This window comes from Pseudomonas fluorescens (assembly GCF_000968015.1).
GTDB lineage: Bacteria > Pseudomonadota > Gammaproteobacteria > Pseudomonadales > Pseudomonadaceae > Aquipseudomonas > Aquipseudomonas fluorescens_W.
Genome location: NZ_LACH01000082.1, coordinates 1 through 24,450, shown reverse-complemented (window position 1 = coordinate 24,450; position 24,450 = coordinate 1). Strand labels below are relative to the sequence as shown.

Annotated in this window: 23 protein-coding genes; 19 read left to right on the top strand and 4 right to left on the bottom strand. The window is 55.3% G+C overall.

Annotation, left to right across the window (positions count from 1 at the left end; translation table 11 throughout):
* Positions 1 to 79 precede the first annotated feature (79 nt).
* The 13 genes from VD17_RS29470 to VD17_RS29415 all read left to right on the top strand — a co-directional run bounded on the left by VD17_RS29470 (position 80) and on the right by VD17_RS29415 (position 13,269).
* Positions 80 to 1,456, top strand: coding sequence for an oligosaccharide flippase family protein (locus VD17_RS29470; protein ID WP_046056913.1), 1,377 nt, complete (start codon positions 80 to 82; stop codon positions 1,454 to 1,456).
* Between the two features lie 140 nt (positions 1,457 to 1,596).
* On the top strand, positions 1,597 to 1,791 hold the full coding sequence (locus tag VD17_RS32015) for a hypothetical protein (protein ID WP_080932100.1): 195 nt from the start codon (positions 1,597 to 1,599) through the stop codon (positions 1,789 to 1,791).
* Positions 1,788 to 3,257 (top strand): FAD-dependent oxidoreductase, encoded by a 1,470-nt coding sequence (locus tag VD17_RS29465; RefSeq protein ID WP_046056912.1) that lies wholly within the window; start codon positions 1,788 to 1,790, stop codon positions 3,255 to 3,257. The genes VD17_RS32015 and VD17_RS29465 overlap by 4 nt, the downstream gene beginning before the upstream one ends.
* Before the next feature lie 135 nt (positions 3,258 to 3,392).
* On the top strand, positions 3,393 to 4,010 hold the full coding sequence (locus VD17_RS29460; protein ID WP_033056691.1) for an acyltransferase: 618 nt from the start codon (positions 3,393 to 3,395) through the stop codon (positions 4,008 to 4,010).
* The gene (locus VD17_RS29455) at positions 4,003 to 4,959 is read left to right on the top strand and encodes a glycosyltransferase family 2 protein (RefSeq protein WP_046056911.1); all 957 of its coding nucleotides are present in this window, start codon (positions 4,003 to 4,005) and stop codon (positions 4,957 to 4,959) included. Before VD17_RS29460 ends, VD17_RS29455 begins: the two co-directional genes overlap by 8 nt.
* An 8-nt stretch (positions 4,960 to 4,967) precedes the next feature.
* Positions 4,968 to 5,492 (top strand): serine O-acetyltransferase, encoded by a 525-nt coding sequence (locus VD17_RS29450; protein WP_046056910.1) that lies wholly within the window; start codon positions 4,968 to 4,970, stop codon positions 5,490 to 5,492.
* Positions 5,493 to 5,535: 43 nt separating this feature from the next.
* Positions 5,536 to 6,513 (top strand): glycosyltransferase, encoded by a 978-nt coding sequence (locus VD17_RS29445; RefSeq protein WP_046056909.1) that lies wholly within the window; start codon positions 5,536 to 5,538, stop codon positions 6,511 to 6,513.
* 7 nt (positions 6,514 to 6,520) lie between these two features.
* On the top strand, positions 6,521 to 7,456 hold the full coding sequence (locus tag VD17_RS29440; protein WP_046056908.1) for a DUF535 family protein: 936 nt from the start codon (positions 6,521 to 6,523) through the stop codon (positions 7,454 to 7,456).
* A 75-nt stretch (positions 7,457 to 7,531) separates the two neighbouring features.
* On the top strand, positions 7,532 to 8,734 hold the full coding sequence (locus tag VD17_RS29435; RefSeq protein ID WP_046056907.1) for a glycosyltransferase: 1,203 nt from the start codon (positions 7,532 to 7,534) through the stop codon (positions 8,732 to 8,734).
* Complete coding sequence (locus tag VD17_RS29430; RefSeq protein ID WP_046056906.1) at positions 8,731 to 9,918, top strand: glycosyltransferase family 2 protein; 1,188 nt, start codon at positions 8,731 to 8,733, stop codon at positions 9,916 to 9,918. Before VD17_RS29435 ends, VD17_RS29430 begins: the two co-directional genes overlap by 4 nt.
* The gene (locus VD17_RS29425) at positions 9,918 to 10,652 is read left to right on the top strand and encodes a WecB/TagA/CpsF family glycosyltransferase (protein ID WP_046056905.1); all 735 of its coding nucleotides are present in this window, start codon (positions 9,918 to 9,920) and stop codon (positions 10,650 to 10,652) included. Before VD17_RS29430 ends, VD17_RS29425 begins: the two co-directional genes overlap by 1 nt.
* A gap of 271 nt (positions 10,653 to 10,923) precedes the next feature.
* The gene (locus VD17_RS29420; protein WP_046056904.1) at positions 10,924 to 12,066 is read left to right on the top strand and encodes a hypothetical protein; all 1,143 of its coding nucleotides are present in this window, start codon (positions 10,924 to 10,926) and stop codon (positions 12,064 to 12,066) included.
* Between the two features lie 81 nt (positions 12,067 to 12,147).
* On the top strand, positions 12,148 to 13,269 hold the full coding sequence (locus tag VD17_RS29415; RefSeq protein ID WP_046056903.1) for a glycosyltransferase 61 family protein: 1,122 nt from the start codon (positions 12,148 to 12,150) through the stop codon (positions 13,267 to 13,269).
* A 76-nt stretch (positions 13,270 to 13,345) separates the two neighbouring features.
* Here the strand turns inward: VD17_RS29415 and VD17_RS29410 are convergent, their stop codons facing one another.
* The 3 genes from VD17_RS29410 to VD17_RS29400 form a co-directional block, all read right to left on the bottom strand.
* The gene (locus VD17_RS29410) at positions 13,346 to 14,770 is read right to left on the bottom strand and encodes an undecaprenyl-phosphate glucose phosphotransferase (RefSeq protein ID WP_046056902.1); all 1,425 of its coding nucleotides are present in this window, start codon (positions 14,768 to 14,770) and stop codon (positions 13,346 to 13,348) included.
* Positions 14,771 to 15,213: 443 nt separating this feature from the next.
* Positions 15,214 to 16,398: an acetyl-CoA C-acyltransferase family protein gene (locus tag VD17_RS29405; protein WP_046056901.1), complete on the bottom strand. Its 1,185-nt coding sequence runs from the start codon at positions 16,396 to 16,398 to the stop codon at positions 15,214 to 15,216.
* Between the two features lie 296 nt (positions 16,399 to 16,694).
* Positions 16,695 to 16,952, bottom strand: a complete 258-nt coding sequence (locus VD17_RS29400; RefSeq protein ID WP_046056900.1) for a DUF2790 domain-containing protein — start codon at positions 16,950 to 16,952, stop codon at positions 16,695 to 16,697.
* A gap of 294 nt (positions 16,953 to 17,246) precedes the next feature.
* On the opposite strand from VD17_RS29400, the gene VD17_RS29395 reads away from it, so the two are divergent.
* The gene (locus tag VD17_RS29395) at positions 17,247 to 17,468 is read left to right on the top strand and encodes a hypothetical protein (RefSeq protein WP_046056922.1); all 222 of its coding nucleotides are present in this window, start codon (positions 17,247 to 17,249) and stop codon (positions 17,466 to 17,468) included.
* Between the two features lie 17 nt (positions 17,469 to 17,485).
* Here the strand turns inward: VD17_RS29395 and VD17_RS29390 are convergent, their stop codons facing one another.
* The gene (locus tag VD17_RS29390; RefSeq protein WP_046056899.1) at positions 17,486 to 18,388 is read right to left on the bottom strand and encodes a LysR substrate-binding domain-containing protein; all 903 of its coding nucleotides are present in this window, start codon (positions 18,386 to 18,388) and stop codon (positions 17,486 to 17,488) included.
* Between the two features lie 149 nt (positions 18,389 to 18,537).
* Here VD17_RS29390 and VD17_RS29385 point away from each other — a divergent pair, with 149 nt between their 5' ends.
* The 5 genes from VD17_RS29385 to VD17_RS29365 all read left to right on the top strand — a co-directional run bounded on the left by VD17_RS29385 (position 18,538) and on the right by VD17_RS29365 (position 24,363).
* Positions 18,538 to 19,839 (top strand): NAD(P)/FAD-dependent oxidoreductase, encoded by a 1,302-nt coding sequence (locus tag VD17_RS29385; RefSeq protein WP_046056898.1) that lies wholly within the window; start codon positions 18,538 to 18,540, stop codon positions 19,837 to 19,839.
* Positions 19,840 to 19,890: 51 nt separating this feature from the next.
* Positions 19,891 to 20,979, top strand: a complete 1,089-nt coding sequence (locus VD17_RS29380; RefSeq protein ID WP_046056897.1) for a polyamine ABC transporter substrate-binding protein — start codon at positions 19,891 to 19,893, stop codon at positions 20,977 to 20,979.
* A gap of 388 nt (positions 20,980 to 21,367) precedes the next feature.
* On the top strand, positions 21,368 to 22,339 hold the full coding sequence (locus VD17_RS29375) for a tripartite tricarboxylate transporter substrate binding protein (RefSeq protein ID WP_046056896.1): 972 nt from the start codon (positions 21,368 to 21,370) through the stop codon (positions 22,337 to 22,339).
* Positions 22,336 to 22,830, top strand: coding sequence for a tripartite tricarboxylate transporter TctB family protein (locus tag VD17_RS29370; protein ID WP_046056895.1), 495 nt, complete (start codon positions 22,336 to 22,338; stop codon positions 22,828 to 22,830). Before VD17_RS29375 ends, VD17_RS29370 begins: the two co-directional genes overlap by 4 nt.
* Positions 22,831 to 22,854: 24 nt before the next feature.
* The gene (locus VD17_RS29365) at positions 22,855 to 24,363 is read left to right on the top strand and encodes a tripartite tricarboxylate transporter permease (protein ID WP_046056894.1); all 1,509 of its coding nucleotides are present in this window, start codon (positions 22,855 to 22,857) and stop codon (positions 24,361 to 24,363) included.
* The last annotated feature ends 87 nt before the right edge of the window (positions 24,364 to 24,450 follow it).

Below are 24,450 nucleotides of genomic sequence, written 5' to 3'. Positions count from 1 at the left end.
TGATTGATGAGCGACGGCTAGTGGAATGGCCAAACGCGACTATAGTTCCTTTTGAGCCATTGAGTCGGGGGATGATGCTATGTCGCTAGTTGATTTGTCGCCAACGTTGGGCCTTCGTAAGCGAGCGATCTCTGCTGGGGCATGGAATCTGGGAGCGCTGGTTACGTCTCAAGCCTTTCGCTTGGGCGGCAACCTGATAATGGCTCGTCTGCTGATGCCGGAGATGTTCGGCATCATGATGATCGCCATCACCGTTTCTCTGGTTCTGCACATGCTTTCCGATGTCGGCTTGCGCCAGAACATCATCCAGAGCCCGCGTGGCGACGATCCGGCATTTCTCAATACCGTCTGGACCGTGCAGATCGTGCGCGGCTTTATCCTTTTTGTTTCGACACTTCTCCTCGCGGCCCTCGCCTGGTATGCACAGACCATTAATCTGTGGTCGCCCAATTCCACCTACGCCGCACCCGAGTTGCCGCTGGTGTTGGCCGTGACCGGTTTCTCGGCAATCATCGTTGGCTTTCAGTCGACCAAAATGGACCTGGCAGTGCGCGCTTTCCAGCAAAAGAAAGTGGTACTCACCGAGTTTGGGTCTCAGGTCGTGGGGCTGGTGGTCATGCTGGCCATCGGTTACTTCACCCGGTCCATCTGGTCGCTGGTGATTGCAGGTCTGGTCCAATCGATGGTCAACACACTGTTGGGGCATTTCTGGTTTGAGGGCCCTTCCAACCGTCTGCGGTGGGAGCGTGCTGCGCTCGATGAATTAGTCGGCTTCGGCCGTTGGATACTGTTGTCGTCGGCAGTGGGCGTATTGGCCATGTACGGTGATCGTGTCTGGTTCGGCGGCAGCATGACGCCCGCTGAGCTGGGCGTTTACTCCATTGCCGTTCTGATTTTGGGAGCGGTTCAGCTTGCGTTGCAAAAGATAGTCGGGGCCGTGGCCTTGCCGGCCTTCAGTGAGGCCACAAGAACGAATGACACCGCACGGCTCCACGCTTTGTACTACCGCTTGAAATTGATGCTCGATCTTGCCTGCCTGTTTCTCTGTGGACTGTTCCTGACCGGCAGTCCACTGCTCATCAGCATCTTGTACGATGAGCGTTACGCTGAAGCTGGCAACATGATGGCCATTCTTTCACTCTCTTTTTTCACCATGCGCTACCTGCTGTCGAATCAGGTCTGGATTGCCTTGGGACTCACCAAGTACCAGGCCATCGATAACATTATTCGCGTGGTCTCGTTGTGGGTGCTGCTGCCTCTGCTGCTGGCGATTGGCGGGGTCAAATATGCGATTTGGGGCGCTGCCCTGTACACGTTTCCTACGCTTATCCTGGTTTTTTATGTCAATGGTCGTCTGGGGCTGTTCAGTCTCAAGCGTGAGCTGGTAGTGCTGCCAATGCTGGCGGTGGGGGCTTTGTGCGGGGAGTTATTGACGGATCTTTTTAAATGGCTTTGATTTGATCCGTTTCTCTTGATGTTTCCAAAGCTGTGGCACAGCGTCGCCATTGAGGTATTGATGGCGGTCGCCAAAAAAATATGGCCTTGATGTGTGGTTGAAATTTCCAACGTAATCTTGATGTCGTGGAGCTTTGAATCATGAGAGAAACTGATTTGAATACCTCTGTGATGGGGCGCAGAGGCTTCCTCCAGGCTTCTGCTCTATTGAGCCTTGGGGGGCTCATGTTCGGATTTTCCAAAGCCGTTGCCCGGCCTTCTGCTGCTAAATCCGAGTTTGTTGTCATCAACGGATGGGTGCTGCCTGCCCGGCATTTTCGGCAAACACAAGCATGATCAAAGACTACCAATCGCAGAAAGAGCTCCGCGACCACTATGACGTCTGCATCATAGGCGGGGGGCCAGCCGGCATTACGCTGGCCTTGCGTTTAGCCGGTAATGGTCGGCGTGTGTTGCTTGTCGAGGGCGGCGGGCACGAGTATTCGCCGACCTCGCAGAACCTCTACAACGTCTCCTCATCAGGCCTCGAGGTCTACGCTCATGAAACACGCCTGCGTTTTCTTGGCGGGACCTCCAACCACTGGGCCGGGCGATGCCGTCCATTCGAACCGTCGGACTTTGCCGTAGGCCCTCCGGTGCCCGTGCCCGGGTGGCCCATCGCGTTTTCCGAGATCGAGCGCAATCTGTCGGGGGCCATGGATATTGTCGATCTTCCACCGCACTCCGGATTCAAGGCCATCAATGCGACTTTGGACGGCACCGACTTTGACGCTGATCGTTTTCTGCTAAGTCCGCCGACGCGATTTGCACAAAAATATGCCAGGGAACTGAATGAGACCGAGGGGCTGGATGTCTTCATTCATTGCAATTGCGTCGATCTTGAGTTCGACAGCAAGACCGGCCGCATAGCAACGATAGTCGTCTCGGACTACGAGTTGCATCGAGAGCGAGTCACGGCAAAACAATTCATTCTGGCGACAGGCGCGATCGAGAATGCCAGGCACTTGCTCAACAGCGAGTCTCTGGCAGCTGGCGGTGTCGTAAGCAAGGATGGTTTCGTCGGCAGATGCTTCATGGAGCACCTGAACGTCGAAATGGGGAACTTCATCCTGAAAGACGGGGAGGGTACAGATGCTCGGCAGGAGTATTTCACGACCGATGCATTCGTGAGGGAGCACAAGTCAGGTAAAGGGAATGTGACGGCCACGCTTGTAGCTGAAGTGAAATCCTATGGGCGAATGGCGTCCATCAAGAGCTTTTTCGAGAACCTGGTTTGCGAAGTGGGTGCGGAGCGCAAGGTTGAATTTATTGCCAAGTTCGATTGCCCTGGAGATGGGGTGCTCGGCACGCTGATCGAGCAGTTTCCCAACCCTGATAGCCGCATCTCATTACTCGACGATCGAGATGCGTTAGGGATGAGGAAGGTCAAGATTCACTGGGAGCTAACGCTTGCAGACAGGGAAACAGTCAAGTCCATCGGGCTCGAAGTGGCCAAGTGTTTTGCCGATACAGGGCTGGGCTTCGTCAAGTTGGAAGAATGTGTGTATGACGTCGATTTGCCACTGAAGCTCAATCCCCATGCTCATCATATGGGGACCACGCGGATGGCGACTTCGCCTGAGTTTGGTGTGGTCGACGAAAACTGCAAAGTGTTTGGTGTCGAGAATCTTTACGTTGCGGGCAGCAGTGTTTTCGCTACAGGCGGTGCCTGTAACCCCACGATGCCTCTTTTGCAACTTGCTCTTAGGTTGGCGGATCATCTTAACCATCAGATGGGGCCCGGGGTGGGCAGATACTCATGAAGGGGGGAGCATGTGTGGATTATTTGAGTGTTGGGCTTTAGAGAAGCGTCTACTCTTGGAGTAGTGGTAATGAAGAATCAGGGTGTATCTAACTCTGGCACAGATGTCTATCGCTAAATAATTGAGGCTGACAGGATGATTGGTCTACTGAAACGTACGATTGCTTATATTGCAAAAACAACGGGGCATGGGACTTCGCTCTATAAAAAATTCTGTAAGCCGAACGGGTATGACTGGGCTAAACATATGGTTCGGTGGGGGGGACTATACTCCATCGGTAAAGGCGTATGGATCAATCCTGCTGCCAACATAACTGACCCTTCGCTAGTACGACTTGGAGATAATGTAGGTTTATCGTGTTGCACGCTGTTCGGCCACGATGGAGTAGTTGGCATGCTCGAGGTGCGCTATGGTAAAAAACTTGACTCTGTCGGCGCTATCGACATACGTGATAATTGTTTTATCGGTTATGGCTCTATCATCATGCCGCGTGTGACTATTGGCCCGAATTCGATTGTCGCAGCCGGTGCTGTAGTCATAAAGGATGTTCCGCCTGGGGTCGTGGTTGGGGGTAATCCAGCCAAGGTTATTTGTACGCTGGAAGAGGTGTTGGCGAAAGTCGAAGAGCGTAGCGCCACTTATCCGTGGATTGACCTTATCAGGCAGCGCAGTGGTGTATACGACCCGGAACTTGAACCGAAGCTTATAGCAATGAGATCGCAACACTTTTTTGGCGAGCAACCCAATGGCTAGTGCTCCCCTTGACGTGTTGGTCGTTAATTACAACACAGCGGAGTTGTTGCAGCCGATGTTTAATGCGTTACGCCAGTCAAATAGTGTGGGTCGCACGCGCTATTTAGTGGTGGATAATGCCTCTGCGGATAATTCGCTGGAGTGTCTGGCAACTATTTGTCCAGAGGCATTACAACTGGCCAATGAAAATAATGTTGGCTTTGGGCGTGCCAATAATCAATTGGTTGAACACCTGCAGGGCAAGTATGCGTTGCTCCTCAATACCGATGCCTTTGTGGCTGCGGATACCTTGAGCAAAACCCTCGAGTACATGGAGGTTAATCCTGATTGCGGTGTCCTCGGCGTTCGCCTGGTTGGACGAGAGGGCGATTTACAGCCCTCCTGTCGGTATTTTCCGACGCCGTTGAATATCTTCCTCGGGCGTACAGGGCTTGAACGTTTTTTCCCTGCGGTGAAGAGAGTCGACGACATGGCCTGGGATCATGCTTCGGTGCGTGAGTGCGACTGGGTGCCCGGGTGCTATTACCTGATCCGCCGTGAAGTCATCGACCAGGTTGGCTTGTTCGATCCGCGCTACTTCCTTTATTTCGAGGAGGTAGATCACTGCAAACGCGTTAAACAGGCAGGCTGGAAGGTGGTTTACTACCCGCATACCACGGTGGTGCATATCGGCGGTGAAAGTGCCAAGTCTGTTGACAAGCTCAATGCGGTTAGTCGTCAGCTACCCACGTTACAAATCGAAAGTGAGCTTTTGTACTTCCGTAAGCACCACGGTCTGTCTGGTTTAGCCTCACATATGCTACTGGTGAGTCTGGGTGATCTGATTTTGGCGCTCAAGGCGCTATTGAAAGGCCGCGGTCTGGCCGCTTTAGGGGCGTGTTGGCAGCATACTCGTGTGACCTGGGCGTTGCTGCGTGATACCAAATTCGCTAGCCAACCAACACGGTAGAGCCAGTTATGTTCGAAAACATACGTGCGGACTTGCGTGCATACGGCGGAGATTGGGGGGCTCAGGGGTTTTGGGTGATGGTGGTTTATCGCTTTGGGCGCTGGCGATACGGTGTGCGACCGGCACTGTTACGCAAGTTGTTCTCCTTTATATACAAAGTACTCTTCAAACTGGTGCAGATCGTCACGGGTATCGAGTTGCCGTGTGAGGTTGTGGTCGGGCGCAACTTCGTCATCGATCATTTCGGCGGCATCGTGATCAGTGGCTATGCGCAGTTCGGCGATGATTGCCGTATTCGCAATGGCGTCGTCGTGGGCCTCAAGAATGTGAGTGAGCCGATTGCTCCGGTGATGGGTAACAATGTTGATATCGGTGCAGGGGCCAAGGTGCTGGGCAATATCCGCATTGGTAACAATGTCGTGATTGGTGCCAATGCTGTGGTGCTGACCGATGTACCGGACGACTCGGTGGCAGTGGGTGTGCCTGCGACTATCAAGAAAAGGAAGTACGCAGAGTCGAGGGCGTTCTCATGAACCACCCGATGGATTACTTCAATTGCGTCGCTGAGAGAACGCCATGGCTATGGGTATGGGTGTCGTTGTTATCGGTCGCAACGAAGGCCTGCGGCTTGAGCGTTGTCTGACTTCCCTCGTCGGTTCGGCGGAGCAGGTCGTTTATGTCGACTCTGGATCAACGGACGGTTCAGTGCAGGTGGCACTGAGGCTTGGGGTCGAGGTGGTCGAGTTGGACATGACGATTCCCTTTACGGCTGCGCGCGCGCGCAATGAAGGATTTGCCTGCCTGCAACGCATATTGCCGGCGATGCGTTATGTGCAGTTCGTCGACGGTGATTGTGAGGTCGTCGGCGGTTGGCTGCCCCGGGCGCAGGCCTTTCTTGATACACATCCTGACGTCGCGGTGGTCTGTGGACGGCGCCGTGAACGTTTTCCGCAGCACTCGGTTTACAACTTATTGTGTGATTTCGAATGGGATACGCCGGTAGGTGAGGCCAGGGCATGTGGTGGCGATGCGTTGATGCGGGCTGACGCCTTCGCCGAAGCGTCCGGGTTTCGACCGGGCCTTATTGCCGGGGAAGAGCCTGAATTGTGTGTGCGTCTGCGTGGGAATGGTTGGAAGGTCTGGCGTCTGGGGGAGGAAATGACCTTGCACGATGCAACCATGACTCGGTTCGGCCAATGGTGGCGGCGTACCCTGCGCGGTGGTTATGCCTTTGCCGAGGGTGCATTTTTGCATGGGGCCGCACCGGAGCAACATTGGTTGCGTGAGTCGCGCCGTGCCTGGTTCTGGGGATTGGGTATCCCGCTGGCGACTGTTATCGCGAGTTGGGTGTTTGGATGGTTTGGGCTGCTCGTGCTGCTGGTCTATCCATTGCAGGTCGTGCGCCTCGCCCGCGGGGGCGATAGATCCACGCGCGAAAACTGGCTGCGGGCTTTCTTTCTCGTGCTGGGGAAATTTCCCGAGATGCTCGGGCAAGTCAAGTTTCTACTGAACAGATTCGGCGCCGGCAAGACGGCGTTGATCGAATACAAGTGAGACTGATATGAATAATTGGGTGATATTGAAGAGCGTGTTTTTTTTACATGCCGGGTATTCTTTAAGGGCATTGAATAATAAATTTAAAATGATGGTGCTGGTTGCAAAAAACTGGTCCGAGCTGAAGTTGTTTTGCGGGCGTATGTCGAACGCCCTGGGTAAGTCCGGTGTTGAGAAATTAGGCGGGGATTGTGTAGGCGTTGTTCATTGGCCATACATCAGTAAAAGCTGGAGTCCCACGAATAAACTTAGTGTTTTAGCCTCGCATTACGAAGTGGTGACCAAAAGCTGTCCGCAGCTATTGCTGTTGGGGCGAAGTGACAGTTTGCGGCTGAGTGATTTATCGGAGTTTGCGGCTGGCTGTTCCCTGGTGCTGGATCGGCCCTTCTGGTTTATGCGCGAAGGGGAGCTGGTGCTGAACTTGTTTCAGGGTGACCTGCGCATTGCGTCAATAGCCTTCACCTTGTGTCGCACGGACACTGAGTTATGTATTTTTATCGGCGCCGTTCAAGGGATACATAAAGGCGTCGAGAGTGAGCTGTCGTTGAGTATCTACAGGGACCTGACAAAAGACTTTGAAGGTCTTCGGCCAAGAAGCTTTCTGATCGAAGTTATTAAATACATTGCCATCAATATCGGTATTGAAAAAATTTATGCGGTAGGGGATGGGTATCGCCACCATCGTCATCCGTATTTTGGTGCTCACAAAGCGCTAGAGCTGGCGGCCAATTATGATGTGATCTGGTTAGAGCATGGAGCGACTCCATCAGAGCGCGAAGATTTTTTTGAGATTCCCATGATTCTGTCCAGGAAGCCGCTCGACAGTATTGCTTCAAAAAAACGTGCCATGTATCGCAGGCGCTATGAGTTGCTGGACGACACCTTTAAAAAGATAGACGACGTGTTGATAGGTAGTTATAGCAGCAGTCGTGTGGCTAGTTGACGTTCCTGATACCTGTACTACTGTGGGATTACTTGCAGTAATAATCCACCGCAACGACAACTAAGTCTGGTTCCTATGCGCATCGCTTATTTCATCAATCAATACCCCAAAGTCAGCCATAGCTTCATTCGTCGCGAAATTTTGGCGTTGGAACGTCAGGGGTTTGTGGTGCAGCGCATTGCTCTGCGTGGCTGGGATGCCGAATTGGTGGATGCCGAGGACGTGTCCGAACGCGATAAAACCCAGTATGTGCTGCAGGGTGGAGTCAAAGAGCTTTTAGTGCCTGTGCTTCAGGTGTTGCGTGCCCAGCCGCGACGCTTTTTTTCGGCGCTGTGGCTGGCGCTACGCATGGGCCGGCGTGCCGATCGCCCCTGGCCCTATCATTTGGTTTATTTGTCCGAAGCGTGTCGCGTGCTGATGTGGTTGCAGGCGTTCGGTGCCGAGCATGTGCATGCGCATTTCGGCACCAACTCAACCGAGGTGGTGATGCTGGCCAATGTACTCGGTGGGCCGGCGTACAGTTTTACCGTGCACGGGCCGGAAGAGTTCGATAAACCTCAGTTTATTCATTTGGGCGAGAAAGTTCGGCGCGCGGCCTTTGTCGCTGCTATCAGTTCTTATGGGCGCAGCCAGCTGTTTCGCTGGGTGGCTCATGCCCACTGGCCAAGGGTCAAGGTGGTGCATTGTGGGCTGGAGCGGGCGTTTCACGATGTGCCGGCCGTTGCCGTGCCATCCACGCCGCGGTTGGTTTGCGTAGGTCGCTTGTGTGAGCAGAAGGGTCAGCTTTTGCTGCTTGAAGCCGCCCGCATCCTGGCAGCTCAAGACGTGGAGTTCGAAATAGTACTGGCTGGCGATGGAGAAATGCGCGCGGAAATCGAAACCCTGATTGCACGGCATGGCTTGCAGGCGCGGGTGCGAATTACCGGCTGGATCAGCAGCGATCAGGTGCGGGCGGAGATTCTTGCGGCGCGGGCCTTGGTGTTGCCGAGCTTCGCCGAGGGGTTGCCGGTGGTCATCATGGAAGCCATGGCGCTACGCCGACCCGTACTGACGAGCTATGTGGCGGGCATTCCCGAGTTGGTGCGACAGGGTGAGAACGGTTGGTTATTTCCCGCTGGAGCTGTGGATGAGTTGGCGGCGGCGCTGGCGGACTGCCTCGCGCAACCTGTCGAGGTGTTGCAGCGGATGGGCGAGGCGGCGTATCAGAGAGTGCTGGAGCGACACGATATCGATATCGAAGCAGCCAAGTTGGCTAATTTGTTTAGGGCGCAAGCATGATCACATTACTTGGTTGGCTGTTCTGCTCACTGCTGATACTCATCCTCCTGCCGGTGTTGGTGCTGTTTGTGCAGGTGCTGATGGCCTGCCTGCCTGCACGGTCGCGCTCGTCGGCGCAAGGACCGCGGCCGCGGGTGGCGGTGTTGATACCGGCACACAATGAATCCTCGATCATCGTCGCGACGTTAAAAAGCATTCGGCCGCAGTTGCTTTTGGGTGATCGCCTATTGGTGGTGGCGGATAACTGTTCTGACGACACGGCCGCGCAGGCCCGCATGGCGGGCGCCGAGGTGGTGGAGCGCAGCAATGATCAGCTGCGTGGCAAGGGTTATGCGCTGGACTGTGGGGTGCGTCATTTGGCGAGCGATGCGCCGGACGTCATGATTGTTGTCGATGCGGATTGCCAGGTAGCCGAGGGTTCTATAGAGCGTTTGGCAATCTGTTGCATCGACTCAGGGCGACCAGCGCAAGCACTTAATTTAATGCGTGCTCCTGCAGGTTCCGGGCTAAAAGTGCGGCTTGCCGAGTTTGCCTGGTGTGTGAAAAACCGGGTACGGCCGCAGGGTTGGACCCGGCTTGGTTTGCCCTGTCAGTTAATGGGCACGGGAATGGCTTTCGTCTGGCGGGATATGGCGTTGATCAATTTGGCCAGTGGCCACATCGTTGAAGATTTGAAGATGGGCCTGGATTTATGCCGAAGCGGCAAGCCGCCCTTGTTCTGCCCCGATGCTCTGGTAACCAGTTATTTTCCGCGCAGCGATGAAGGCTTAACTACCCAGCGTACGCGCTGGGAACATGGTCATCTGGGGGTAATCCTTGGGGATACGCCAAAGTTGCTGGTGGAGTCGATTGGCCAGCGTCACTGGAGTCTGCTGGCGATGACACTGGATTTGCTGGTCCCTCCGCTGGCCTTGTTGACGTTGGCCTTGGTGGCGGCATTTGGTCTGTCATGGTTGGTATTCATGCTGTCGGGAGCTTTGGCCCCAGCATTGATAGCTTCTTGCGGGGTGGCAATATTGGGTGTGACTGTCTTGCTGGCATGGAGCCAGTTTGGTCGCGGGATTATTTCTTTTTCAGCCTTGTTGTATGCGCCGTTCTACGCGGTGAAGAAAATCCCTCTGTACCTCGGATTTTTGCTTAAGCGCCAGGTTGAATGGGTGCGTTCGAAGCGAGATGACACCTGATGCGCGCTTCAGCCTGGCTGCGCAGCTGGCAAACGATTATCCAGGATCTCAGGGTGGTCAGTGATGTGGGTGATGAACAAGAATTGATTGATGCTTTATCCAGGACTGAGTCGCCGAAGGTGCTTGGCTTCGTCAATGCCCATGCGATGAATCTCGTGGCGGGCAACACCGATTACTATAACGCGCTGTCGGCTGCTGACGTGTTATTACGGGATGGCTCCGGCATGGCCATCCTGTTTCGTCGCCTCGGCCTGGAGCCGGGGCTAAATATGAATGGCACCGATTTCATTCCCAAATTGCTGGCCGCGTTCAAGGGCCGGCGCGTGGCGTTCTGGGGGACTGAAGAGCCCTTTCTAGCCAACGCGGTGCAGCGTAGCGAGTCTGTATTTGCGGTCAATGTAGTCTCGGCCCACCATGGTTTCGCGCCGGTGGATACGTACATCAACCTTGCCCGGCATTTTCAGCCGGAACTGGTTGTGCTGGGTATGGGCATGCCCAAGCAAGAAGCCGTTGCTGCCAGGTTAGCCGTCAGCGGCGTGCCCTGTCTGGTTGTGTGCGGAGGGGCGATTCTGGATTTTCTCGGCGGCAAGGTGACTCGTGCTCCGCAATGGGTGCGTCGTCTTGGTTGTGAGTGGCTGTTCAGGCTAATAGGTGAGCCAAAGCGATTATTCAGTCGCTATGTGGTGGGTAATCCGATGTTCTTGTTACGCACGTTGATCTACAGGGATTCCTGACGTTACAAGAATTTGACGCTTGGCCGGCGCCATAAAAAACACGGCTGAAATATCTTGCAAAACCCCAACGTAGCACCTTTACTCAGGTTGGAATTATCGACTTGACGGGCATGTTTGGGGTCGTTTTCATCATTAAGATTGGCGTCAACAAAATGTTGTCATATGCCGCATATTTTGAAAAAGTGCTCCGCTGTCGAGCGCTCATTTCGAGTAGTTAGGTTATTGATTTGTAAACTCAAATGGCCATTCCTTGAAGTGTGCTAATAACCAAATGAAAAAATACATAGCCGAATTAATACGTAAGTTGATCTCCCCTTCAATGCGATTTGAGCTGAGGAAAGCGCTCGCCTGGCTGCACGATATAGGGGGAAGGGCATGTTTTTGGCGTTGGGAAATTGCCAGGTTCAAATTGCGCGAAGACAGCACCTATGACATTCTCTATGTCGGCAGGAAAACACAGCGGGAATTTGTAAAGGTTCTACTGGGCGCTGAATCTAAAACGGTTAATAGCCAGCTGAAGTTGGATAATTCAGAGCTGACAGTGTGGGTCAGTGAAATGCCGACCTTGGGTGCATTATATGTGCCTCAATATTTAAGTGCTGTCGTTCCGCTGAGCCGGTCAATTGAGGATATTACGGCCAGGTACAATACCGAGTTGCGTCGAAATCTGCGCAAGAACCGGTTGCGTTATCGTATGAAACAGGCCTTGAACGATGACGAAATTGAAATCGCAGATCGGGAAATGCTGAAGCCCTATGCCAGCGCAAGGCATGGAGCAGCGGCCTCTCAAATTGAATCCCGTGAAGTTCAACGGGTAGCAAAAAGCGCCGGGCGGCTCGATCTGGTACTGCTGGAGGATGAAATTGTTGCATGCCATCTTGGGTGCGTGATTACTCGGGCAGGAAAACGCTACTGGAGCACCGTCCGTTTCGGCTACCCCGATGTTGTATTTTCAGATGCGAAGAAATTACGTGAAATTAACTCGATTACCACGTTCATGGCGCTTGAATGGGCGATAGAGAATGGTTTTGACTATTATGATATCGGAACGTGCCTGGCACGCCCGGACGATGGACTTCTCGAATGGAAAAGACGGCGTGGTGGTGATGTCGATACGCTGGGTAACTACGGCTATTTATTTGTTCGACTGCCTAAAGTGGGCGCGGCGCAATTTCTCTGGGAGACGCCTCTATTTGCTGTCGAAGGCAGAAAGCTGACACTTCATCTTGGGTTGCCGCACGGACCCAGTGATGAGGAAGTCGCGGGTCGATATCGTGAAATGGGTTTTGGTGGATTGTTCAAAATATACCTTCATTGTTCTAGAAAGCCGGAAGAGGCGCTTCTCGACACCTTGCGCGGCCGCTACGCTCATCTGGCATCACAGCCTATTCTGGAAACTATTGTATGCACCTGAATAGGTTACTTTAAAGAAATACGGTTTACGGGTTTGGCCATAACCGCTGTTTCGGTATAACCACATTACGATGAGGTGCATATGTCGAAATTTAACGAATTGACGAGTGGCGGCCAATCAACGTGGAGCCTTGCTGCGTATAAACACATTCTTAAAACGCGACTTATACGGAAGCCGTCGTTAACGCTGCAAAGCCTGGCCGTGAAATCGTGGGAAATTGCTCCAGGCGAAATCTCAGTTGCTCCGGCCGCTTTTTTCCTTCCCAATCAACTCGAACGTGTGACGGGATGGGCAGGGGAGCTTTTTTATCCTTACGAGCATCCCCGTCGCACAATGGAGGGAGTGGGCAGTGTTGAACATGGGCCAACACGAGGCTACCTGCTTAAAGATGTCTGGTTAATTGATGGCACTCTTTACAAAGGTAATGCCAAGTCTTCGTTGACGCCTAGATCTGGATGGTTACCAAAGATTCGCGTAGAAAACGAAATTGATCGCGGTGCGATGTTCTGTACGGCAGGAGGGAATAAATGGTTTGGCTCGTGGTTAATGGATGATTGTATTACTTATCCAATAGCTTGCGAGGAAGGCGTTCCGGTGACCACGGCAGTGCCTGCCAACCGTGTGTCCACCGGTACGACCTGCATACTTCACGCCCCCGGCTATGAGGACTGGCTTGGTATGACGCCGGTTCGTTTACGCGATGCATTTTTTCGTGAACTCGTTATCTTTGACGACCTCAGTCAAAATCGACATAAGCACCTGCGTTTTCGGGCGATGGGTGAAAAGTTACTCTCGCACGTAAAAGTTTGCGATCACCCAGGCGTGTTCGTTCTGCGAGGTGGCACGGGAGAATTGCGATTGTTACGCAATGAATTGGAACTTGCCGAGCGTCTGCGTGACCGCAGGGGGTTTCGAATTATCGATCCTGCAAAATCCGACGTTCCGACTATCGTGGCGGCCTGTGCCGGTGCAAGAACAGTGGTAGGGATTGAAGGGAGTCATCTAATACACGGCGTTAATGTACTTCAGCCGGGTGGTTCGCTGCTGGTTTTGCAGCCCCCTAATCGCTTCCTCTGTTTTTTCAAATATCTAACGGATCGTGATCACCAAAACTTTGGCTTTGTGGTCGGTACGCAAGAGGGCAATGGCTTTAGGATCGATCCCGATGAGGTTGAGCGTACGCTGGATCTATTTCCGGCATAACAGCTTCTTGAGGTTTCTGGATACCTGAATTCATGCCGGGGCAGGAAGCCACCCCGGTATTCTGGGTAATGCCAGCTTAGTAGGCATGCTTGCCGGAGAAGGCAAACACCGTCCGTACAAGGATGATGAAATCGAGCCATAGCGACCAGTTGTTGATGTACTCGATGTCCGAGTCAACGCGTCGGATCATCTGCTCTATATCCCTCGTTTCACCACGATAGCCACGTACCTGAGCCAGGCCTGTGATGCCCGGCTTAATGTTGTGACGCGCAAAGTAGCCAGAGACATCGGGCGAGTACTGCACATCGTGTTGAATAGCGTGCGGGCGAGGCCCCACCAGAGACATTTCCCCCATCAAAACGTTGAACAACTGCGGTAGCTCATCGAGGCTGGTCCGTCGAATAAAGGCGCCAACCCTGGTCATGCGCGGGTCATTCTTTTGCGCCTGCTTGACGATGCCGTCTTCAGGCTGATGGACGACCATGCTTCTGAACTTCCAGATCCGAAAAGCTTCTCCACTCCACCCCATGCGCTGCTGACGAAAGAATATGGGGCCGGGGCTATCGAGTTTGATAGCAATGGCGACGACTGCCAGGACTGGCGCTGCAAGAACCAGAATGAGAAAGGCCAGGACTTTGTCCTCAAGGTTCTTCAGAAACAGACGCATGCCCATCAGCGGCGTTTCAGACAAGGTCAGCACGGGAATGCCGGCAATTTCGCGAACACTGTGGTTGATCAGGCGCAACGAGAAAATGTCAGGCACCCAGTTAACAGAGATGTGTTTATCGAACAGCCTTAAATAAACATCCTGGATGACCTCTGAGCCACCCAGAGGGGTCACGAAATAGACGGTACGAATGGCATGTTTAACAACTAACTCATCAAGGTCGGAGATATCGCCCAGTATCGACAGACGTTGCGCGCCTTCCAGACTTTCCTTTCCCCGATCATCGTCCGCGCCAATCAACACACAGCCGACGATGCGCTCACCGAGCCAGGGATTATTGCTGATTTTATTGTGAAGATAGCTGGCCAGTTCGCCCGAGCCAATGATGAGCGAGTTTTCCAATTGAGTCGGGTGGGCCAAAAACTTCTTCTGCATCTCGCGTGTCGCGAGGTGCAACAGCAACTGAGCAAAATACCCAACAACAAATAACTGCCCGACCAATAAGCGCGAGTACTGTTCGCTTTGCTTGGTAAGAAAGGCCATGGCTACGAGAAAGCCAAACGTGGCAGTCCACGCTTTCAAAAGCTTGAAGGCTTTGACGGTAAAACCAACGTTGCTGCGGTAAATAGCATAGTGGTCGTACACTACGGCCAACGCCCCCAGCAGCAGCAGGAGCAGGATGACATAGGACTGTGTTATGAAGCCGATATGATAATTGATCAAAAACCACGCTACACCGGTCACTGCAACACAATCGAGACCAGCCTGAATAACGATACTGGTACTGCTTCTTCGCTGGAGAACGGAACGGGTACTGTTGGGCTCAAATATCATATTTAGACCTCATGTCTGCTGCCCCTCGCGCTCGATGATGACGCGATTCAGTTCATGCTGCCCTCGCTTGAGAGCGTTGGCATCACCGTAATCAGCCACCCACCTTTGAAAATTACAGGCTTTGGGAGCATGTGGCGACGCGTGCTATCACTTTAGCAGTACTGTGAAATCATTCACTGAATCTGCCGTAGTTCTGCGTAGTCTAGTAGAACCTCCGGGCCTGAAAAAATGAAGCCCATCGAGATACCGACCGGCCTGCAGCCGGGCCGTCCGCGGTGTCTGCAGCAAGGTCGTGCCTGGTCAGTAATCGGGGATGGGGCGCGAGTGTGGTCGCGCAGTGATCGAGGCTTACACCGAGCTGAAATCGGAGTGCATTGCGCACAGATTCCATCGCGGTAAAACGAGACGGCGCCCGCAATGGGCGCCGTCTTCGTTTGGGTCGATCAGACGCGTTCGAACAACACGGCAATGCCTTGGCCGCCGCCGATGCACATGGTTGCCAGGGCATAACGACCCTGAACACGGTGCAGTTCGTGAATGGCCTTGGTGGCGATAATCGCACCGGTCGCGCCCACCGGGTGGCCCAGAGAAATCCCCGAACCGTTCGGGTTGACCTTCTCCGGGTCGAAGCCCAGTTCCTGTGCCACGGCACACGCCTGGGCCGCGAATGCTTCGTTGGACTCGATGACATCCAGGTCGGCAACGGTCAGGCCGGCGCGTTTGAGGACCAGGCGGGTAGCGGGAATCGGTCCCAACCCCATCAGCTCTGGCTCCACACCGGCATGGGCATAACCGACCAGTCGGACCAACGGTTTGAGACCTTGATCGAGTACCATCTGACCCGTCGCCAGGATCAGTGCACCGGCACCGTCATTGAGGCCCGACGCGTTGCCAGCGGTGACGCTGCCGTCTTTTTTGAAGGCCGGTTTCATCTTGCCCAATTGCTCGGCATTAACCTCGGCGCGGACATGCTCGTCCGTCGCAAACGTCACGGTACCTTTGCGGGACGCCACTTCGATTGGCACGATCTGGTCGGTAAACCGCCCTTCAGCAATCGCCCGGGCCGCTCGTTGCTGGCTGAGCAGCGCCAACTCATCCTGGGCCTGACGAGTGATGCCATAGCGCTCGGCGACGTTTTCCGCAGTAATGCCCATGTGGAAACCGCCAAACGGATCTTGCAGAGCGCCGAGCACGTAGTCGGTGGCTTGCATATCACCCATGCGTGCGCCCCAGCGCGCCTGCGGCAACAGGTAGGCACCGCGGCTCATGGATTCGACGCCACCTGCCAGCGCAGCGCCTGCGTCTCCCAACATCAAACTTTGTGCTGCGCTGACAATGGCCTGCAAACCAGAACCGCAGAGGCGGTTGACGTTGAAGGCGGGCGTCTCTTTCGGCAGGCCGGCATTCATCGCCACGGCACGAGAGATATAGGCGTCACGTGCTTCTGTCGGGATCACATGCCCCATCACCACGTGACCGATGTGTTCAGGTGCCAGCCCCGAACGTTCAATGGCGGCACGGCAAACGTCGGTGGCCAATTGAATGGGCGGCACATCTTTGAGCGAACCGCCAAAGCTGCCGATGGCCGAGCGGACGGCGCTGATAACAAAAATGTCGGATGGGTTCATGCGGATTTCCCTGGAGCAGTCCTGGATTCAAGTGTGCTTTTGCACTGTTATAGGAGTTGAGTCTAGACACCGCGATGATTTTGGCCTATGCCAAAACTGCTCAAGGGGGGTGGCTTTTTTGGCCATTTCAGTTGAAGTCGCTTTTTGATCCGTCTGATCCGGTCAAAAGCGACCGCGCCGGGTCAGGGTGCGCAGGCCTGGTTCAGTATCAGCAACATACATGTCGCGGCGGCGGGCTACAGAGGTCAGCCAGTGGCGCCAGTGCAGCCCGATCCTCTGTGAGTACAGGCGTGTGATCAATTACCACCAAGGCAATCCATGCCCAGGGTCTGGTAATCCAGCACATGCTTGCTTCCCTGATGGTCGAGGTAAATCAGCTGCGCGGGGACGATGCCGCAATCTTGCGTGATGATATTGCTGGACAGGTCTTTGGCGATATCGAGGTCGACGAAGAAACCGGTCTTGTCGTGGATGACAGGTTCGGCGGTCTGGGTATCGGCAAGCGCCGAACCGATGGCGAGGAGAGCAGCAAAACCGAGGAGTAACATTTTCATGATGATTCCCTCTATTCAGAGGCGGGTTGGCTGCCGATGGGTTGCCGCTCAGCCGACCCACAGTTGAATGACAATTCTGTAATGAAACGGCGCCGACGTTACGGTTAGCGACCGGCGGCTTCGAGGATCAGGTCAGTGATTTCTTTGTATGAAGCGAGGGGCTGGCTACGCAGACAACTCAATGACAAGTTGTAATGCACGGCGCGCCTGTCTTTATGCTTGCCGTATGTCGGGAGCGAGGAACGCCACGCATGAGAAAACTGCCAAATGAAAACTGTCTTTGGGAGTTTGAGTATGAGTGATGATCAAAAGAGCGAAGCCCTGGCGGCCTGGTATCAGCTCCTGAAAGCGCCTGAAATCCGGATGGATGCCGAAGAGCAATATGACGAGTTACTCAGGGCTGCCGATGAGATGGAGCGCACCGGACTCATCAACAGCGTTGAATGGCGCAAGCTGGTTCAAGAGGCGAACGCTGCTTTTGCCAATGCGACACAAGGGGCGGGAGGTGGAACGTAGTGTTTAAACCCTGGCGGTCAAACGTCGCCTGCGGGCTGTTCGGCCTGTTGGGCAAACCACTGCATGATCAGCGAACAGGCTGGATGAGCGGCCGCCGAAGGTTGCAGGTTCAAGACGTAAATGCCGCGAGTCTTCAAGGGGTGGCCGAACGGAACGACGAGCACGCCTCGTTCGAGTGATTCGCCTGCCAGTGTCAGGTCAGTCATGGCGACCCCCAGCCCTCGCGCCGCCGCATCGAGCGCCAACTCGTCGAGATTGAAGGGAATATGGCGGTAGTCCTCGAGTGACTGGCCGCCATTGGCGTGCAACCACTGGACCCAGTCATGCTTGTCCGCCGAGCGATGCAACAGCGGGAAACGCACGAGATCGGCCACCGACTCCAAAGGCTGGGTTGTGCTGCCCAAGCCTGGGGCGCACACCGGCACCAGCGCCTCCTCGAACAACGTCAGGCAGTCAGGATCGCGGGACGGCTCGGGCAGATAGAGGATGTAGGCGTCGCTGTCGATGGCCGGCTCCACCACTTCCGTAGCCACGGTTTCGATCGACAGCGAAACCTGCGGATGACTTCGATAAAACTCGCTCAACTTTGGCAACAGCCATCGAACCGCCAACGACACATGCATGCGAATGCGGAAGGGTCGTTTTTGCGGTGTCAGCCGATCTTCAAGGGCTTTCAGTTGAGCCAGGATATTTCGGGCGGTCGCAAGCACCTGTTCGCCTTCCGGTGTCAGTCGAACACTGCGGCTATTCCTCACGAACATCGGCAAGTCGAAGTGGCTCTCCAACTGCTGGATTTTTCGGCTCACTGCGCTTTGGGTCAGGCACAGCTTTTGCGCCGCTTGCGTGAAGCTGCCCGAGCCTGCGACCTCGACCAGCGCCTGCAAGGCCTGGAGAGAAGGAACGTGGTGAATTTTATCCATGCGTTTTTTGAATGGCTCGATGATTTTATAACGTTGGTTGTATCACTACAGGCCTTATAGATTCTAGCTCTAGCCAGCGCCAGCCGGAAATACTCATGCGATGACGTCATGTGCGGTGCTTGCGGAACGACAGGCAGATGAGGTGATGCATGACCAACGTATGTGGCTGGATTGCGCAGGCGGGGAGTTCTCCCGCTCGCGATGCTCTCAAAGGCACGCAAAAAGCCGATTGGCTGATTGTCGGTGCCGGTATCACCGGGCTGTGCGCCGCTCACACACTCGCTGAAATGCACCCTCAGGCGCGGATCGTGATCGTCGACAGACAACGGGCCGCGCAGGGCGCCTCGGCGCGCAATTCGGGTTTCGTGGTGGGTCACGAACATCCGGCCAAGGATGAGCTGATCGGCAATCCGGGGTTTGCCGGTTTTGAAGTCGATACCTCGATTTCCCATGCCGCCAGTGACGAAGTGCGCCGGCGCATTGCTCGTCTGGGCATCGAATGTGAACTCAGAGAATCGGGCTACTACTTCGCCGTCAACGATCCCGGCAAGTTGACCGATGTCGCCGCCAAATTGGCAACGCTACGTGCTGTTGGCGCCTCTGCGCATTTTCTGGAAGGTGAACCGCTGAGCAAACAACTGGGCACCGCGCATTACCAGGCCGCGATCTGGTGCGGCAATGGCAACGCACTGCTGCAACCGGCGAAATACGTGAAGGGCCTGCTGGATACGCTGCCGGACACGGTGACCCTGTTTGAGAACACCGATATCACGGGTCTGGAGCGCTTGGGCAAAGGGCGTATTCGGGCCAATGGCACCGATGGAAGCATCGAGGCCAGACAAGTTCTGGTGTGCCTGAACGCGTTCATCCCGCGCTCCGGAATAGAAGACAGCGGGACGTTCCCGATGGAACTCAGTGCCAGCCTGACACGGCCGCTCAGCGACGCCGAGTTCAAGTCCATCGGCGCGGTTGAACCTTGGGGCGTGCTGTCCACAAGACCACTTGGCGCCACGGTGCGACTGACCCCGGACCGACGCGTGATGATCCGCAACACGGCGGAATACCGTTCTCGGGATTTATCCAACAGTGAGCTGCTGCACCGTCGCAAACACCATGTGCTCGGCTTGCAACGACGCTTCCCGTTCTTGAACGAGCAGGACATTCAATACACCTGGACCGGACACTTGAGCGCTTCACGCACCGGGCAACCGTATTTCGCCAAGGTCGACGAAGGTGTGTTTGCGGTGGCTGGCTGCAATGGTTCGGGCGTCGCACGCGGCACCCTTTGGGGACGCTTGCTCGCCGAACTGGCATCGGGTTCCAGCTCGCCCATCCTCGAATCAGTGATGCGCAGGGCCCAGCCGGGCTGGCTGCCGCCGCGCCCCTTGCTCGATATCGGTGCCATGCTTCGAATGCGCGTGGAGGCGGTCAGGGCCAAAACAGAAATCTAGAACACCCGGCGATCAAAGAATAAAAACTCATCAAACACACGGTGATTGAACATGCGCGTCAATAACATTTCCCTGATGGTCGTGCTGGCGACGTTGTCGGCAGCCACTTACGCCGACGAAGTCGTCAATATTTCAAACTGGAACGGCTACATCGCTGACGACACCTTGACCACGTTCACCAAGGAAACGGGGATCAAGGCAACGTACGACATTCACGACAGCAACGAAGTGCTGGAATCCAAACTGATGACCGGCAACACCGGCTATGACGTGGTGAGCCCTTCAAACCATTTTCTGTCCCGATTGATCAAAGCCGGGGCGGTGCAGAAACTCGATAAAAGCCAGCTGCCCAACTGGAAAAACCTTGATCCGGCGCTGATGAAAAAACTCGAGGTCAATGATCCGGGCAATCAATTCGGCTATCCGTACATGTGGGGCACGGCGGGTATCGGCTACAACGTCGAGAAGATCAAGGCGATCTTCGGCAACACCGATGTCACCCATTCGTGGAATCTGTTTTTTGATGAAAACAACATCAAGAAGCTGAGCCAGTGCGGCGTGGCGATTATCGATAACCCTACGCAGATCTTGCCGATCACCCTCAATTACCTGGGGCTGCCGCCGCATAGCCACGAGCCGGGGGACTACAAGAAAGCCGAGCAGGCGCTGCTCAAAATCAGGCCTTACGTTCAGTATTTCCACGCCTCCAAGTACATCAGTGACCTGGCGAACGGCAATGTCTGCGCGGTGATCGGTTTCAATGGCGACATCGTGCAGGCGGCCGCCAGCGCCAAGGAAGCCAACAACGGCATCGACATCGCCTATTCGATCCCTGACGAAGGTTCCACCCTGTGGTTCGACATGGTGGTCATGCCCAAGAGCGCGCCGCACGAGAAGAATGGCTACGCCTACATGAACTACCTGCTGACACCTCAAGTCATTGCCAACATCAGCAACAGTATTCACTACGCCAACCCTAACCTTGCGGCGGATGAGTATGTTGTTCCGGCGGTGAAGCAGGACCTGGCGATTTACCCGCCGACACGTGTGCTGGACAAGCTGTTCACCGTCGAGGAACTGCCCGCGGCCATCGCACGGTTGACTACTCGCCTGTGGACCAAGCTGAAAACCAATACATAACAACATCGGCACGATCCCTAGGGTGTGCCGATGCTTAATACCAGTCAGTTAAGCAATTTCAGCAGCGACGCACTTTCTTGTAGCAGCTGGCGAAGCCTGCGTTCGGTTGCGCAGCAGTCGTAAAATCAGCAGCTGCGGTGCGTCAGGCGGACCGCGTTAGCCGGATTCACGACTGCTACGCAGCCGAACGCAGGCTTCGCCAGCTGCTACAGATTGCATTGCGGCTTAACTGATTGGCATTAGGCTGACTCCAAGAGATTTTTCGTTGTATGTCGTCGCTCTAACCATGGCCTACGCTTATCCCGAGATGGATATTCATTGATCAGGGTTTATTCCTGATCGACGTTCAACGAGTGCCCATAAAAACAAAAGTCTCGGGAGACAACTTATGTCCGCTTTGTTCCGTCGATTCAGCCGCTGCATCGCAACGGCCGTTACCGCTGCTGCGCTCGCGACACCGGCCTTGGCGCTGGACACTGTCAAGTTCATGGCCCCGGGTTCTGTGGGTGGCGGTTATGACCAGACCGCCAGGGTCCTGGGCAAAGCCTTGATCGAGGCCAACACGGCCAAATCCACGACCTTCGAGAACAAGGGCGGAGCAGGGGGGACGTTGGGGCTGGCGCAGTTCGCCAACAGCACCAAGGGCGATCCGAATGCGCTGCTGGTTGTCGGCGCGATTATGGTCACTGCCATTGAACAGAACAAACCGCAAATCACCTTGAAGGACGTAACGCCGATTGCCCGGCTGTTTACTGAATACAACGTGATTGCCGTTCGCAAGGAGTCTGAATTCAAAACCCTGGAGGACTTGCTGAACGTCTTCAAAGACAAGCCGACCAGTATCTCTTGGGGCGGTGGTTCCAAGGGGTCGATCGATCACATCGGCATTGCCGAATTGGCCGCGAAAATGGGTGTCCCGGTCAACAAGGTGAATTACGTTGCCTTCGCGGGTGGGGGGGAAGTCGTTGCCCAGGCATTGGGCGGACAGATCAAGGTGATCACCGGTGGTTATGCCGAGCTTGGCCAATACATCAGGAACGGCCAGTTCCGAGTACTCGCCATCGGCGCGCCGGAACGCATTGAAGGCATCGATGCACCGACCCTCAAAGAGAAAGGCTACGACGTGACCATCGGCAATTGGCGGGGTGTTTACGGTGCCGCGAACCTCACGCCCGAGCAGCGCAAAGAAGTGATCGACGCTGTCGTGGCCGCGACCAACAGCAAAGTCTGGAAAGACAATATCGACACCAACAAATGGTCACCCAACGTCCTGACCGGCGATGAGTTCGGCAAATTCGTCGACGACGAGCATGTGCGGCTGCGTGCGATGCTGGTCGAGGTCGGGCTGGTTTCGAAATGACTCAGCCCCGCGCAATCTTGCCGGCACAACTGGCGATCGGTGTCGGAGTGATTGCTATCAGCGCCATGTTGGCGGTGGGCGCATTCCGGTTTCCGCCCGAGATGGGCTTCGTCATCCTTGGGGCCCACGTCTATCCGTACGCCGTTGCAGTGTTCCTGGGCGTGGTCGGTCTGTTGCTGTGTTATCAGGCCGTCACCGGTGGTTTTCGCGAGTTGGCAGACCACCGCGACGAAGCTGACCAAGCGCTGCCCGGCGGCAAAGCCGGCGCAGCCTGGGTGACGGCGGGACTGGTGGGGGTGGCCGTGCTGATTAACCTCATCGGCTTCGTATTGGCCGCCGGGCTGCTGTTTGCCTGTTCGGCGCGAGGGTTTGGCAGTCGTCGCCCAGTGAAAGACCTCGCTATCGGCATTGCCTTGACCCTGCCGATTTACTGGCTGTTCAACGCCGGGCTAGGGGTTTCCCTGCCGCCCCTTGTCAATGCCTGGATCTGACCCGGGCCGAAGGAGGTAAACAAGGTGGAAACTCTCGCGAACCTGGCCATTGGTTTTTCCGCTGCACTGACACCGATCAATTTGATGTGGGGTTTTATCGGCTGTTTGCTCGGCACCGCCATTGGTGTCTTGCCGGGTATTGGACCGGCGTTGACCGTTGCACTGCTGCTGCCGATCACCGCCAAGGTTGATCCCACGGGTGCCTTGATCATGTTTGCCGGTATCTATTACGGCGCGCAGTTTGGCGGTTCGACCACTTCCATCCTGCTCAATACGCCCGGTGAATCATCCTCTATGGTCACGGCCCTGGAAGGCAATCTCATGGCGCGTAACGGCCGGGCAGGACCGGCGCTGGCAACGGCGGCGATAGGCTCATTTGTTGCCGGCACCATCGCGACGGTGTTGCTGACGTTGTTTGCCCCGATTGTTGCCACGCTGGCGCTCAAGTTTGGTCCTGCCGAGTATTTCGCGATTCTGGTGCTGTCCTTCACGACGGTATCTGCGGTACTCGGCGCTTCGATGCTGCGCGGTTTTGCCTCGCTCGGGATTGGACTGACCATCGGCTTGATCGGCCTGGACTCGACCTCGGGCATTGCCCGCTACACCTTGTCGGTGCCGGAGTTGGTTGATGGCATCGAAGTCGTGCTCGTCGCGGTCGGTTTGTTTGCCGTAGGTGAGGCCTTGTACAGCCTGCTGTATCAAAAAGAAGAAGCGTCCGGTCGGCACCGCTTGACCTCGTTGTGGATGACGCGCGCTGACTGGAAACGCTCGGTCCCCGCCTGGCTACGGGGCACATTGATCGGCTTTCCATTTGGCTCGATTCCAGCCGGTGGCGCTGAAATTCCGACGTTCCTGTCCTATTCGGCGGAACGCAAACTGAGCAAGTACCCGAAAGAGTTTGCGGGCAGCAAGGGCGAGGGGGCGATCGAGGGGGTTGCCGGTCCCGAGGCCGCCAACAACGCGAGCGCGACGGGGTCTTTGGTGCCGCTGCTGACGCTCGGTATTCCGACGTCCGCCACTGCGGCGATTCTGTTGGCCGCGTTCCAGAACTACAACCTGCAGCCGGGGCCAATGCTCTTCCAGACTTCAGGGGAACTGGTCTGGACCCTGGTGGCCTCGCTGTATGTCGGCAACGTGATTTTGCTGGTGTTGAATCTCCCGCTGGTGGGGCTGTGGGTCAAACTCCTGCAGATTCCCCGCCCGTACTTGAACGCCGGCATTCTGGTGTTTGCCACCATCGGCGTGTACGGCATGCGTCACTCTTCCTTCGATCTGTTGCTGATGTTGGCGATTGGTTGGGGCGGGGTGCTGATGCGTCGTTTCGATTTCCCCGTCGCCCCCGTGATCGTCGGCATGCTGCTGGGGCCCATGGCTGAAAAGCAGCTGCGTAATGCGTTGTCCATCAGCGAGGGAGACTGGCTGGTGTTTGTCACGCAACCGATATCGGCCGCGTTCCTCGCGCTGACGCTGCTGGTGCTGGTGGTTCCGCACCTGCTTCACGCCCGCGGTATCAAGTTGCATGAGGACGATTGAGCGCAGTGGCCTGCGCCGGCCTGTGTTTTGTTGATCGTGTGCATATCCGTTTCTGCGGTCACGGCTGCTTAGGGTTCCGCCCTTACG